This is a genomic window from bacterium (assembly GCA_018814885.1).
Lineage (GTDB): Bacteria > Krumholzibacteriota > Krumholzibacteriia > LZORAL124-64-63 > LZORAL124-64-63 > JAHIYU01.
Genome location: JAHIYU010000106.1, coordinates 1 through 13,012 on the forward strand (window position 1 = coordinate 1; position 13,012 = coordinate 13,012).

The window sequence follows — 13,012 nt, forward strand, 5'->3', positions numbered from 1 at the left end:
CGATGGCGAACAGGCCGGGCACGGCGGTCTCCATCAGGCCGTCCACCTGCACGAAGCCGCGGCGGTCGACCACGGCGTCGACCGTGTCCAGTCCCAGGTCGTCGGTCACGGGGCGACGGCCGGCGGCTACGAGCAGCTTCTCCGCGGTGACGGTGACCTCCTCGCCGGAGGCGACGTCCGTGAGCCTGGCGCTCACGCCGTCGGCGCCGACCGACACGTCCGAGGCGCGGTGGCCGGCGTGGATCTTCACGCCCTTGCGCCCGAGCGCGTGCGCCAGCTCGGCGGAGCAGTCGGCGTCCTCCAGGGGGATGATGCGCTCGAGCATCTCCACCAGCGTGACCCGGCAGCCGAAGGCGTTCATGACGTCGGCGAACTCCACGCCCACCGCGCCGGCGCCCAGGATGATCAGGGAGTCCGGCACCGCAGAGATGGAGAGCAGGTGGTCGCTGGTCAGGACGCGCGCGCCGTCGGGCTCGATCCCGGGGATGCGCGAGGTGGTCGAGCCGGTGGCCAGGATCACCTTGGCGGCCGTGATCGTCAGCGGATCCTCCCCCTCGCGCGCGACGACCACGCGGCCGGGGCCGTCGAGCCGCCCGTGGCCGCGCACCACCTCGACCCCGCTCCGCTCCACCAGCGCGGCGACGCCCAGGCTGACCTTGCGTACCACCAGGTCCTTGCGCTTGAGAACCTTGTCCCAGGCGAAGGCCGCCTCGCCGACGGTCACGCCGAAGGTGCGCGCCCCCTTGCGGCACAGCTCCCAGGTCCGCGCCGACTGGATCAGGGCCTTGGTCGGGATGCAGCCCCGCAGGCCGCAGGTGCCGCCGAGGCGGTCGTCCTTCTCCACCAGCACGGTGTCGAGGCCGTACCGGGCGCCGCGGGCGGCGGCCACGTAGCCGCCGGGCCCGGCGCCGATCACAACGAGATCGCAGGTGCGTTCGGTCATGTCTCTCTCCGGGGAATGTGTTCGCCTGGATCATAGGCGACCCGCGCGGGGAATGCCAGCGCCGGACCGGATCGTCGATTGACGCCCCACCACCCGCTTCCTATCATTCGAGTGCGGAGCCACCAAGAAACCGCGGGATCGTGCGGACCACGCTCGCGGACTCGTGCGAAGGTCCCATGATTCCCGGGAGGACCCATGAAGATAGCTGTCTGCGTGAAACAGGTGCCCGACTCGGAGACCCGGATCACGATGTCCGGCCCGGCCGCCGAGCTCGACCGGTCCGGCTTCACCCGGGTGCTGAACCCCTACGACGCCTACGCAGTAGAGGAGGCGGTCCGGATCAAGGAGCGCCTGGGCGGCGACACCGAGATCACCTCCATCACCGTCGGCCCCGAGCGGGTCATGGAGTCCATCAAGAAGGACTGCCTGGCCGTGGGCTGCGACAGGTCCATCCGCATCGACGAGCCCGCGCTGGAGAACGCCGAGCCCCTGCAGATCGCCAAGGTGCTGGCCGCGGTGATCAAGCGCGACGGCTACGACCTGATCCTGGCCGGCAAGCAGGCCATCGACGACGACGCGGGACAGGTCGCGGTGATGATCGCGGAGCTCCTCGACTGCGGACACGCCGCAGTGGTCAACAAGCTGGAGCTCGGTGACGGCACGTTCACGGCGACGCGCGAGATCGAGGGCGGCGCCGAGATCGTCGCCGGCCAGCTGCCCGCGGTGATCACCTGCCAGAAGGGCCTGAACGAGCCCCGGCTGCCGAGCCTGCCCAACATCATGAAGGCCGGCGCCAAGCCGCAGGAGACGCTCGCCTGTGCGGACCTGGGAATCGAGGTCCCCGCCGCCCTGAGCAAGATCACGACGTACACGCCTCCCGCGCCCCGCGCCGCGTGCAAGATCATCGAGAACGACGATCTCGCCGCCGCCGCCAGGGAACTTGTGCGTCTGCTGCGCGAGGAAGCCAAGGTCATCTGACAGGGAGAACCGACATGCCGAACATCGCAGTCTTCATCGAGCAGCGCGACGGCCAGATCAAGCAGGTGGCCTGGCAGATGATCACCCGGGCCCGCGAGATCGTCGACGCCGCCGGCGGCGAGGTGTGGGGCGTGCTGCTGGGCGAGGCCGACGCCGCGGCTGCCGGGAAGCACGGCGCCCACAAGCTCTTCACCGCCACCGGCGAACACTTCGCCAGGTACAACAGCGAGGCCTGGAGCCGGTCCCTGGCCGCCTTCTGCGTGGCGCACGAGCCCGACCTGATCCTGCTGGGCGTGACCTCGCTTGGCAAGGACCTCGGCCCGCGCCTGGCCGCGCGCCTGGACTGCGCCTGCCTGAGCGACAGCGTGAGCCTCGACCACGACGGCGGCTTCAAGGTCCGCCGGCCCATCTTCGCGGGCAAGTGCTACACGGACGTCACCTTCTCGTCGCCGACCGCCGTGGTCGGCATCCGGCCCAACGCCTTCACCCTGGGCGAGGGCGGCGGCGCCGAGGCCGCGGCCGAGACCTTCGACCCGGGCCTGGACGCCTTCGCGCCCAAGGCCTCGGTGACGGAGATAAAGGCCACAGCCGCCGGCCGCATCGAGCTGACCGAGGCCGAACGCATCGTCTCGGGCGGGCGCGGCATCAAGGAAGCCGACAACTACAAGCTGATCGAGGAGACGGCCGCCGCGCTCGGCGCCGCGGCGGGCGCCAGCCGCGCCATCGTGGACGCCGGCTGGATCGACCACTCCCACCAGGTGGGCCAGACCGGCAAGACGGTCTCCCCAAACCTGTACGTGGCGGCCGGGATCAGCGGCGCCATACAGCACCTCGCGGGCATGAGCAGCAGCAAGTGCATCGTCGCGATCAACAAGGACCCCAACGCGCCCATCTTCAAGGCGGCCGACTACGGCATCGTGGCGGACCTGTTCCAGGTGCTGCCGGCCTTCAAGGAGGCGGTGGAGGCGTTGGACTAGCTCTGATCCCCAAGAGACGTGAGGCGGACCGCGCATGCGGTCCGCCTCTTGCATGCACGGGGTTCGGTTCACCCCGAAGCCAGACGAAAACCCGCTTCCCCGAGCTTGTCGCGCAGGACGTCGCGCCATTGGCCGGCGTCTTCGATCCGGTCGTAGACGGCACCGCTCAGATCGGGAGGCAATTCGAGGTTCGGATAGACCTCGGCAGCCTCTTTCAGCAGGACGAAGACGTGTCGCCAGTCAAGAAGGCCGTAGAAAAAACCCAATTCCAGGATGACATTCCGCCTGGAACGGAACTGGAGCGCCCTTTCGCCGACGCCCTCTGCATCGTACTGTCGTCTCGCTGCGCCGATGTCGTCGGCCGACAACAGCACGATCGCGAACTTGATGTCTCTTCCCCGCAGCATGTACTTCTGCCAGAGTGATTGCGACGGACCGCCGATGACTCGTCAAGTCGCTGCGATCATCAACGCATGCGCTCCGCCGCCCGCCCCACCGCCGCGTCCGCCTCGTCCACCAGCTGCTGCAGGATGGTGCGCATGGGCTGGATCTCGTGGACCAGGCCCACGGACTGGCCGGCCATCAGCGAACCGCGTTCGACGTCGCCGTCGACGGCGCCGTCGCGCAGGCTGCCCACCCAGTACTTCTCCACCTCGTACTGGGCGTCGACGCGGTTGATGTCGCCGCGAGCCAGCTTCTCCAGCAGTTCCATCTGCAGGTCGCCGAACCTATCCATGGCCTTGTTCCTGAGCGCGCGCACGGCGACCACGGGCAGCTTGGAGCTGTACTGGGGGGTGGAGATGGCCTCGCGGGCGCGGGCCTTGATGAAGGCTTCCTTGAATTTCGGGTGCGCCTGGCATTCTTCGGCCACCACGAACCGGGTGCCGAGCTGGGCGCCGGCGGCGCCCATCATGCACAGATGGCCGATCATGGCGCCGTGGGCGATGCCGCCCGCCACGAAGATGGGCAGCTCGTCGGCGTAGTCGAAGAGGATGTCCTGCAGCAGGACCGTCGTCGAGACGTGGCCGATATGGCCGCCCGCCTCGCTGCCCTCCAGGACCAGCGCATCGGCGCCGAAGCGGATCATCCGCTTGGCCATCGAGGCCGTCGAGGCGAAGCACACGACCTTGGCGCCGCTGTCCTTGGCCTTCTGCACCTCGCTCTGGCGCGGGATCGAGCCGGCGAAGACGATGTGGCTCAGCTTCTTCTCGCAGCAGAGCTCCAGGTGGTCCCGGTAGTTGGGCGCGATGACGATGATGTTCGCCGCGAAGGGCCGATCGGTGAGGGTGCGGGTCTCGTCGATGACGTCCGCGAACATCTCCGGCGGCATGTTGCCGCCGGCCAGCGACGCGAAGCCGCCCATGTTGCTGACCGTCGAGACCAGCTGCGGATCGGAGATCCAGGTCATGGCGCCGCACAGGATGGGCAGCTCGCAGCCCAGAAAAGCCTGTCCCCTGGCCCACAGCCTGTCGAGACGAGCCGTCGACGCGACCGGATCGTAGTACGCCATCATCGCCTCCGGGTGAAGGAAACCGCCCCCCGGCTCGAGGGGCGGTTATATCATACCGTGTCGATCCTGATTGGCAAGTTCAATTCAGATTCGCGCGGTCAAGGAGCGCTCCACCATTTCGGCGAGGTCCAGCGCCCGCAGCCGCTCGTCCCGGTCGGTCTCCTTGATGCCGTCGCCGATCATGGTCAGGCAGAAGGGGCAGGCGGTGCAGACCTCCGCGGCGCCCGTCGCGGCGGCCTCGTCCACGCGGTTGTGGTTGATGCGGGTGCCCTCGGACTCCTCCATCCACATCCGCGCGCCGCCGGCGCCGCAGCAGAAGCCGTCGCGGCCGTGGCGGGACATCTCCACGCGGTCGACGCCCAGCGCGTCGATCACCGCGCGGGGCGCCTCGTAGACGCCGTTGTGCCGCCCCAGGTAGCAGCTGTCGTGATAGGTCGCTTTCGCGCCGACACCCGTCTTCACCTTCAGCTTGCCGTCGCGGATCAGCTCCGAGAGCAGCTGCGCGTGGTGGATCACGTCGGCGGCCTCCCAGTCGAACTGGGGATACTCGTTGCGGATCATGCTGAAGCAGTGCGGGCAGGCCGTGACGACCTTGCGCACCCTGTGCTTCTTGAAGGTCGCCACGTTCTGCTGCGCCTGCATCTGGAAGAGGTACTCGTGGCCGGACCGCCGCGCCGGGTCGCCGCAGCACCCCTCGTCGGTGCCCAGGACGGCGAAGTCCACGCCGGCCTTCAGGAGCAGGCGGCACACCGCGCGCAGCACGTCCTTGTTGCGCTCGTCGAACGATCCGGCGCAGCCCACGAAGAGCAGGTACTCCGCCCCGCCCTTGTCGCGCAGCCGGGGCACCGGCAGCTCGCCGATCCAGTCCTCGCGCGCGGCGGCGCCCACGTTCCAGGGATTGGAGTTGGTCTCGAGGCCCTTGATGGCCGCGGCGAACTCCGTCGGCATGCGGGCTTCCATCATCATCAGGTGACGGCGCAGGTCGATCACGTGGTCGACGTGCTCGATGGACACCGGGCAGACCGTCTGGCAGTAGCCGCAGGTGGTGCAGGCCCACAGCACGTCGTCGCCGATGACGCCGCCGGCCAGGGGAACGCGCGCGATGCCCGCCGACGCCGCGGCCGCCTGTTCGGCCCGCCCCGCGTGCTTCAGCTTGCCCACGACCTCGATCTGCCTGGCCAGCGCATAGAGCTCGTCGCGCTGGTCGGTGATCAGTTCGCGAGGCCGCAGCGCCTTGCCGGTGGTCGCGGTCGGGCAGTGGACGGTGCAGCGCCCGCATTCGGTGCAGGTATACATGTCCAGGATGCGGCGCCAGCCGTGGTCCTCGAGCTTGCCGACGCCGAAGCTCTCGCGCCCCTCGAATTCCATCCGCTGCACGACCGCCGGCGGGTCCAGCTTCATGGTGTACACGTTGACCAGGGCCGTCAGGACGTGGAAGTGCTTGCCGTACGGGAGGTAGTTGAGGAACGCCAGGACCAGCACGACGTGGCTCCAGTACATCCAGGCCAGCCAGGCCTGCGCTGTGCCGGGCGCGCCCTCGAACAGGCCACTGAGGGCGGTGCCCACGAAGGCCCAGCCCGCCTCGCGGTGGGCGGGCTGCAGGGCGAAGAGCGCCGCGTCGCCGAGCAGGTCGGTGACCATCAGGGCGCCGATCCACAGCAAGATCGCCACGGCCTCGAGGCTCAGGTGCAGCCGCGCCGGGCGCACGAACAGCCGCCGCCAGATGCCGAACGACACCGCGCAGAGCACGACCACCTCGAAGGCGTCCTTGAGTGCGGCGTAGGCCAGGCCCGGCCAGCCGCCGAACAGAGGCAGGTTGAAGTCGGGAGCGAAGCCGCGCCCGATCAGGGTGACGGTGCGTATGGAGACGGCCAGAAAGCCGAAGAAGATCCACAGGTGCATCCAGCCGGCGGCCGGCTCGTACAGCAGGCGCCTCTGGCCGAAACCGATCGTGAACAGGCGGCGCAGACGCTCGCCGGGACGATCGCAGCGGGCGTCCCCTGCGGCCGCCTTGAGCAGCCACATGCGCCCGGCCATGGTGTCGACGAAAAAGGCCAGCGCGGAGAGCAGCAGCAGGGTCATCACGACGGGGTTCATGGCTCCATCCTTGGCTGTGGCGTGCGGCGACGTGTCGTACACGTCGAAGGTAGCAACGCCGGGTTCGCCGGAAAAGTCTAAAATGGCCGTCCCGCAGGACCGCGCCCGGCGAGGCCGCGAAATGCTGGACATCAAGGGCCGCTCCCGGTAGATTCAGCGGGCTGTCGACACGGCGACGGGATCCGGCGGGACGGGCCCGTTTTTTCTTGGCCGGGGAGGAAACCATGAACGAATCCGGAGCTCCCATGCACGCCGACGGCACGCCCGACGACCGTGTGGCCGCGATCCTGCGGGACATGAAACGCGTGGCGGTGGTCGGCATCTCCGACAAGCCCGAACGCGCAAGCCACGGCATCACGAGATTCCTCGTGGGCCTGGGCGTCGAGGTGGTCGGCATCAATCCCATGCTCGAGGAGGTTCTGGGGGTCAAGGTCTACCCGAGCCTGGCCGATGTACCGGGTTCGCTCGACGTGGTGGACATCTTCCGCCGCAGCGAGACGGTGCCGCCGGTCGTCGACGAGGCCATCGCCGTCGGCGCCGGGACCGTCTGGATGCAGGAGGGCGTCGTCAACGAGGACGCCGCCAGGGCAGCCCGCAATGCCGGCCTGGACGTGATCATGGACCGTTGCATCTACAAGGAATGGCTGCGCCTGCTCAACGGCTGAGCGGAGGATGAGGATGGAGAGGGTACTGGTCACCGGCGCCAACGGCTTCGTGGGAGGCTGGCTGGTCGCGGACCTGCTGCGGGATGGTTGCGAGGTGCTGGGCGTGGGCCGCGTGCCGGACCCCGCATGTGCGCCGGCGCAGCTCGGCGCGTTCGCGTTGACCGGCACCGACGGCGGCGGCACGGCCACCTACGCGGGCGAGGACGGCACCTGGCGTTTCCGGGACCTGGATCTCGCGGCGGAAGGTGCGGCGGCCGGCCTGCTCGAGGAGTTCCGGCCCGGGTCGGTCTACCACCTGGCCGCCCAGAGTTCGGCCGCGCTCTCGTTCGAGGAACCCTTTCTCACCTTCGACGTGAACGTCACGGGGGCCTTGCGGCTGCTGGAGGCCCAGCGCGCGCTGCCCGCGGCTGACCGCCCCTTGGTGCTGGCGGTCGGTTCGTCGGAGGAATACGGGCCGTCAGGCGCCAGGACCCCTCTGGACGAGTCGGCTCCCCTGAATCCCATCTCGCCCTACGGCGTCTCCAAGGTGACCCAGACGCTGCTCTGTCGGCAGTACGCGCTCTCCTTCGACCTCCCGGTCGTGCTGGCGCGCCCCTTCGCCCATACCGGGCCGGGACAGTCCACCGTCTTCGCCTACCCGTCGTTCGCGCGGCAGATCGTCGCGGTCGAACGCGGCGAGCAGGAGCCCGTCCTGCGTGTGGGCGATCTGTCCCCCCTGCGCGACTATCTGCACGTCAGGGACGTGATCCGGGCCTACCGCCTGTTGCGCGCAAAGGGCGAGCCCGGCGAGATCTACAACATCGCCTCGGGCGCGGGCGTGTCCATGCAAAAGGGGCTGGACATCCTCCTTGCAGCGTCGGAATCTGAGATCGGGGTTGAGCCCGACCCCGCGCGATTCCGTCCCTCGAACGTCCCCTACATGGTGGGAGACAGCGGAAAGCTCAACCGCGCCACCGGCTGGCAGCCGTCCGGCGCACTCGAAGATACGCTGCGCGAACTGCTGCAGTGGACCAGGGAGTATGCCGAATGAGTCGTATCTGCATGATAGGAACGGGTTACGTGGGTCTGGTATCGGGCGCCTGCCTGGCCGATTTCGGCCACGAGATCTGGTGCGTGGACATCAACGAGAAGCGCATCGCCGACCTGCACGCGGGCGTGATGCCCATCTACGAGCCCGGGCTGGACCGCCTCGTCGCCAAGGATGTCGGCGGCGGCCGCCTCTTCTTCACCACCTCCCTGGCCGAGGCCATGGAACACACCGACGTCATCTTCATCGCCGTGCAGACGCCCATGTCCGACACCGGCGAAGCCGACCTCACCTACGTCCTCAACGTGGCGGAGGAGATCGGCGGGCTGATGCGCAAATCCTACGTGATCGTGACCAAGAGCACCGTGCCGGTGGGCACGTCGCGCAAGGTGGAGCGCGCCATCCGTGGCGCCCAGCCGGAACCCATCCCGTTCGACATGGCCAGCAACCCCGAGTTCCTGCGCGAGGGATCGAGCATCGAGGACTTCATGCGTCCCGACCGCGTGATCATCGGCACCGAGAGCGCGCACGCCGAGAAGATCATGCGCGAGATCTACAGGCCCCTCTACCTGCTCGAGACGCCCATCGTGCACGGCAGCATCGAGTCGGCAGAGCTGATCAAGTATGCCTGCAACGCCTTTTTGGCCGTGAAGATCTCCTACATCAACGAGATCTCCCAGCTCGCCGACCACGTGGGCGCCGACGTCTCGCTGGTGGCGCGGGCCATGGGGCTGGACAAGCGGATCGGCCCGAAGTTCCTGCACGCCGGTCTGGGCTTCGGCGGCTCCTGCCTGCCCAAGGACACCAACGCCATCGTGCACATCGCCCGGGAGGCGGGCGGCGACATGTCCATCGTGCGCGCGGCGATCGCCGTCAACGCCGCCCTGCCGGACGTCGCCATGGCCAAGGCGCGCGATCTGCTCCCCGACCTGCAGGGCCGGACGGTGGCCCTGCTGGGACTGAGCTTCAAGCCGAACACCGACGACATCCGCGACGCGCCAGCGCGCCGCCTGGTGGACCTGCTGAGCGAGGCGGGCGCGACCCTGCGCGTGCACGATCCGGTGGCCATGGACAACTTCCGCGGGATCCGACCCGATCTGTTGTACTGCGACGGTCCCTACCACGCCGTCGAAGGCGCCGATCTGACCCTGCTGGTGACCGAATGGAACGAGTACCGCCAGCTCGACCTGTCGCGCGCCGCCGCCCTGATGGCCGGCAGGCGCTTCCTGGATTGCCGGAACGTCTACAACCACGAGATGATGGCCGAGCACGGCATCGAATACCGTTCCTTCGGACGCCCCCCGGGGGGGAGTCCGGCATGAAAGAGGAAATGATGCGTCGCGTCGATCGATATGACCTGGTCTCGCCCATGATCCCCTGCAAGGACGAGATCCTCGCAGGCATGGACCGCATCCTGTCCACGGGCAACTACATCCTGGGCGAAGAGGTCCGCGCGCTGGAGAGCGAGATGGCCACGGCCTGCGGCGGCGCCGACTCGGTGGGCGTGGCCTCCGGTTCTGCGGCGCTGTACCTGGCGCTGCAACTGTCGGGTATCAGGCCGGGCGTGGAGGTCATCACCACGCCCTACACCTTCGTGGCCACCATCGAGGCGGTGATCCGCCTGGGCGGCACGCCGGTCTTCGTGGACATCGGCCCCGACGATCTCAACCTGCGTCCCGCCCTGGTGGCCGACGCGGTGACCGACCGCACGCGCGTGATCCTGCCGGTGCACATCTTCGGCGTACCCTGCGACATGGATCCCCTGCTGGCGACCGCCGCAGAGCACGACCTGGACGTGGTGGAGGACATGTGCCAGGCCTTCGGCTCCCTCTATCGGGGACGGCCCTGCGGTTCCTTCGGTCGCATGTCCTGCCTCAGCTTCTACCCGACCAAGAATCTGCCCGGCATCGGCGACGGCGGCCTGGTGATCTGCCGCGAGACCGTCGACGCCGCACTCATCCGAAAACTGCGCGGGCACGAGACGGTGCGCATCGACGGCAGGCTCTGCGCCGGCTGGAACAGCCGCATCGACGAGATCCAGGCCATGGCCATCCGCATCCGGTTGGCCCGTTTCAACGACGAACAGGCCGACCGCGACCGCGCCGCCGCCATCTACGACGAGACCATCCCGGCGGCCAATCGCTTCTCCGGTTACGCACCCGGCGGCGGTTTGCGCGTCACGCACCATCAGTACTGGATTCGCGTGCCCGAACGTGGCAGACTGGAAGCGCGGTTGAAGGCGGCCGGGATCGACTACGGCATCTACTACGCCCCACCCCTGCATCGCCACGAGCTGGCGGAATATTGCCGCCGCCACGGCGAGATGCGCCACGCCGAGGCGGCCGGCGAGCAGATCCTGACGCTGCCCATCTACCCCGCCCTGCCCGTGGACACCGCGCGGAGGATCGGCGATCTGGTGAGCAGACATCTGGACGAATGCGGCGTCTGAGCCTCACGCCGCATGAATCGGGAGAGGAGTCCGTGAAGAGCACCGACACATTCACCCTCGGCACCCTCGACGGCCGGCTCAACCGGGCCCAGACGCAGATCGTCATCGAGAGACTGCGCCGAGCGCATCCCAAGGCCCTCTTCGACATGGTCACCGTGGCCGATCCCACGGCCCATCGCGAGAGGGCCATGGAGCTCTACAGCACCCATTCGCCCGCGGAGGTCTCGTTCCTGCAGGAGCAGCTGCTGGACGGCAAGTACCAGATCGTCGATCTCTGCGCCGAGGACCTGAGAATGCCCATGCCCGACGGCCTGGCCATCGCCGCCGTCCTGGAACGCGATACGCCCTACGACGCCTTGCTGCACAAGCAGGGGATCATCGCCGACGACCTGCCGGAAGGCACGCGCGTCGGCGTGCTCAGCCACCGTTCCCAGACGCAGATTTCCATGCTCTGGCCCCATCTCAAGCCCGTGCTGCTGCGGGGCGGGACGGTCGCCGCGCTGACGACCTTCCTGCAACAGGACGAGGTGGAATGCCTTGCCATCCCCGCGGCGATCGGTGAACGGCTGGGCGTGCAGGACCTGGTCTCGGAGATCTTCTTCCCGGAGATGATGCTGCCCGGGGCCGGTCAGGGATTGATCGCCCTGCTCGCACGCGCGGACGACACCCAGACCATCGCCATGGCCGCAGCCGTCGATTCGGCCCAGTCGCACCAGGAGATGCTGGGCGAGCTGGCCTTCCGCGAGAGGATACGCTCCGATCAGGACTGCCCCGTCGGCGTGCTCGCCCAGGCCAACGACGACAACCTGATCATCACCGGCGCCATCGGGTCGCGTTCGGGCTGCGCACCGACCCAGGCCGTGGTCAAGGGCGACGCCAGGGCCGCGGCCGACCTGGGCGTGCGCCTCGCCGAGGAGCTGCTGCAGAACACCTCGTCCCTGATCGATCTGCTGGAAGCGGATTTCCCCGACGGTCTACCCGACGATCACGCCGACCCCTTCGGCCAGGAACGGGAACCGACCCTCAAGGAGGGCGTGCTCGAGGAGCTGGAGCCGGACGACGACGAGGACGACCTGGACGAGTACGCCCTGCCCCGGGATGACCTCTAGTCCGTGGCGGAAAGCGCCGAGGCGATGGCCGCCGCGGCGAAGGGATTGTCCATCTGAGCGGTCCCCACCTGCACCGCCACCGCGCCCACCGCGAAGAACTTGAGCGCGTCCCCGAGCCTGCGGATCCCACCCACGCCCACGACCGGCAGTCCCGTCTCCCGCACGATCTCGTCCACCTTGGCCAGGGCCACCGGCAGAATCGCCGGCCCGCTGTAGCCGCCGCGGCGGCCTGGCAGCACGGGGCGTCCCGTGTTCAGGTCGATATCCATGCCGATCAGGGTGTTGATGGCCGTCACGCCGTGGGCGCCGCCATCGGCCGCCGCCTGCGCCAGTTCGGCGATACAGGCCGCGTTGGGGGTGAGCTTGGCCAGCAGGGCCCGATCGCCCGTCTCGCCGGCGGCCACCTGCACGCAGGCCCGTACCGTCGCCGGATCGCGACCGAAATCGACGCCGCCCTCGGCCACGTTGGGACAGCTCAGGTTCAATTCCACGCCGTGCCAGTGTGCGAAACCGGCCGCCGTCTCGCGCAGGCGGCGCGTCATCACGCCGAATTGCGCAGGCTCGGTACCGGCGATGCTGGCCACGAAGGGCACGGCGTTCGCCTCGAGGGCGGGTGCGATCTCGTCCAGGAAACGGTCCAGCCCGACGTTCTCCAGCCCGATGGAATTCAACGCGCCTGGGCCAGCGTCCCAGATGCGCGGCGGCAGGTTGCCGTGGCGGGGTGCAAGGGTGACCGTCTTGGTGACCACCGCGCCGACGCCATCCAGGGGCGAACCGCCGCCCGGCGACGTGATGTCGTGGCCGTCCAGCCCGTAGCCGAAACATCCGGAGGCGGTCCAGACACGGCCGGGAAAGACGCGTGGGCCGAGCCGAAACTCGTCGCGGGGATCGAAGGGCAGCCATGCGGGCAGAAGGCTCACGATTCGTCCACCCCTTCCGCGCAGCCGCAGCCGTTGGCCACCGCCGCCCGACCGGAGCTTGCCAGGTTCACGACAGCGGTGTCGAACACCGGGCCGTCCTTGCAGGCGGTGACATACCCGTCGCCATCGGCCCGGGGCACCACACAGCTGCGGCAGACACCGTAGCCGCAGCCCATGCGCTCCTCGACCGAGACGAGACACTCCCAGCCGCGCAGGCGCGCCAGTTCGGCCGCGGCACGCAGCAGGGCCGGCGGCCCGCAAGCCAGCACGCGACGGTGCTCGGCGTCCGTTTCCAGCACGCTCGCGGCCAGGGCGAGCACCGTGCCGGCAAACGCCC

Annotated in this window: 13 protein-coding genes; 7 read left to right on the forward strand and 6 right to left on the reverse strand. The window is 68.8% G+C overall.

Annotated features, from left to right (window positions below):
* The coding region (locus KJ554_06885; protein MBU0742051.1) for an FAD-dependent oxidoreductase at positions 1 to 943 on the reverse strand (943 nt) is incomplete at its 3' end.
* 195 nt (positions 944 to 1,138) lie between these two features.
* Between KJ554_06885 and KJ554_06890 the strand changes: the two genes are divergently transcribed.
* Complete coding sequence (locus KJ554_06890) at positions 1,139 to 1,921, forward strand: electron transfer flavoprotein subunit beta/FixA family protein (protein MBU0742052.1); 783 nt, start codon at positions 1,139 to 1,141, stop codon at positions 1,919 to 1,921.
* Positions 1,922 to 1,935: 14 nt separating this feature from the next.
* Positions 1,936 to 2,898 carry an electron transfer flavoprotein subunit alpha/FixB family protein gene (locus KJ554_06895; protein ID MBU0742053.1) on the forward strand — a complete coding sequence of 321 codons (963 nt, stop codon included), beginning with the start codon at positions 1,936 to 1,938 and terminating at the stop codon, positions 2,896 to 2,898.
* Between the two features lie 68 nt (positions 2,899 to 2,966).
* Here KJ554_06895 and KJ554_06900 read toward each other — a convergent pair whose 3' ends face one another.
* The 3 genes from KJ554_06900 to KJ554_06910 all read right to left on the reverse strand — a co-directional run bounded on the left by KJ554_06900 (position 2,967) and on the right by KJ554_06910 (position 6,637).
* A complete protein-coding gene (locus KJ554_06900; GenBank protein MBU0742054.1) occupies positions 2,967 to 3,305 on the reverse strand; it encodes a nucleotide-binding protein in 339 nt (112 codons plus the stop codon).
* Positions 3,306 to 3,364: 59 nt separating this feature from the next.
* A complete protein-coding gene (locus KJ554_06905; protein ID MBU0742055.1) occupies positions 3,365 to 4,408 on the reverse strand; it encodes a nitronate monooxygenase family protein in 1,044 nt (347 codons plus the stop codon).
* An 84-nt stretch (positions 4,409 to 4,492) separates the two neighbouring features.
* Complete coding sequence (locus KJ554_06910; GenBank protein ID MBU0742056.1) at positions 4,493 to 6,637, reverse strand: (Fe-S)-binding protein; 2,145 nt, start codon at positions 6,635 to 6,637, stop codon at positions 4,493 to 4,495.
* A 113-nt stretch (positions 6,638 to 6,750) separates the two neighbouring features.
* Here KJ554_06910 and KJ554_06915 point away from each other — a divergent pair, with 113 nt between their 5' ends.
* From KJ554_06915 to KJ554_06935, 5 genes are read left to right on the forward strand one after another with little or no spacing between them, the layout of a single operon-like run.
* Positions 6,751 to 7,170, forward strand: coding sequence for a CoA-binding protein (locus tag KJ554_06915; protein ID MBU0742057.1), 420 nt, complete (start codon positions 6,751 to 6,753; stop codon positions 7,168 to 7,170).
* A 13-nt stretch (positions 7,171 to 7,183) separates the two neighbouring features.
* Positions 7,184 to 8,200: a GDP-mannose 4,6-dehydratase gene (locus KJ554_06920; protein ID MBU0742058.1), complete on the forward strand. Its 1,017-nt coding sequence runs from the start codon at positions 7,184 to 7,186 to the stop codon at positions 8,198 to 8,200.
* Positions 8,197 to 9,519, forward strand: coding sequence for a UDP-glucose/GDP-mannose dehydrogenase family protein (locus KJ554_06925; protein MBU0742059.1), 1,323 nt, complete (start codon positions 8,197 to 8,199; stop codon positions 9,517 to 9,519). Before KJ554_06920 ends, KJ554_06925 begins: the two co-directional genes overlap by 4 nt.
* Positions 9,516 to 10,646 carry a DegT/DnrJ/EryC1/StrS family aminotransferase gene (locus KJ554_06930; protein MBU0742060.1) on the forward strand — a complete coding sequence of 377 codons (1,131 nt, stop codon included), beginning with the start codon at positions 9,516 to 9,518 and terminating at the stop codon, positions 10,644 to 10,646. Before KJ554_06925 ends, KJ554_06930 begins: the two co-directional genes overlap by 4 nt.
* Before the next feature lie 32 nt (positions 10,647 to 10,678).
* Positions 10,679 to 11,755 (forward strand): hypothetical protein, encoded by a 1,077-nt coding sequence (locus KJ554_06935; protein MBU0742061.1) that lies wholly within the window; start codon positions 10,679 to 10,681, stop codon positions 11,753 to 11,755.
* Here the strand turns inward: KJ554_06935 and KJ554_06940 are convergent.
* A complete protein-coding gene (locus KJ554_06940; protein MBU0742062.1) occupies positions 11,752 to 12,675 on the reverse strand; it encodes a dihydroorotate dehydrogenase in 924 nt (307 codons plus the stop codon). The genes KJ554_06935 and KJ554_06940 overlap by 4 nt on opposite strands.
* On the reverse strand, positions 12,672 to 13,012 hold a 341-nt coding region (locus KJ554_06945; protein ID MBU0742063.1), incomplete at its 5' end, for a hypothetical protein. The genes KJ554_06940 and KJ554_06945, both read right to left, overlap by 4 nt.

Excerpts from the sequence above, each read along its gene's own strand:
- KJ554_06920 (MBU0742058.1), top strand. The coding sequence starts at position 7,184 with ATGGAGAGGGTACTGGTCACCGGCGCCAACGGCTTCGTGGGAGGCTGG.
- KJ554_06890 (MBU0742052.1), top strand. The coding sequence starts at position 1,139 with ATGAAGATAGCTGTCTGCGTGAAACAGGTGCCCGACTCGGAGACCCGG.
- KJ554_06905 (MBU0742055.1), bottom strand. The coding sequence starts at position 4,408 with ATGGCGTACTACGATCCGGTCGCGTCGACGGCTCGTCTCGACAGGCTG.
- KJ554_06925 (MBU0742059.1), top strand. The coding sequence starts at position 8,197 with ATGAGTCGTATCTGCATGATAGGAACGGGTTACGTGGGTCTGGTATCG.
- KJ554_06910 (MBU0742056.1), bottom strand. The coding sequence starts at position 6,637 with ATGTCCAGCATTTCGCGGCCTCGCCGGGCGCGGTCCTGCGGGACGGCC.
- KJ554_06915 (MBU0742057.1), top strand. The coding sequence starts at position 6,751 with ATGCACGCCGACGGCACGCCCGACGACCGTGTGGCCGCGATCCTGCGG.
- KJ554_06930 (MBU0742060.1), top strand. The coding sequence starts at position 9,516 with ATGAAAGAGGAAATGATGCGTCGCGTCGATCGATATGACCTGGTCTCG.
- KJ554_06895 (MBU0742053.1), top strand. The coding sequence starts at position 1,936 with ATGCCGAACATCGCAGTCTTCATCGAGCAGCGCGACGGCCAGATCAAG.
- KJ554_06900 (MBU0742054.1), bottom strand. The coding sequence starts at position 3,305 with ATGCTGCGGGGAAGAGACATCAAGTTCGCGATCGTGCTGTTGTCGGCC.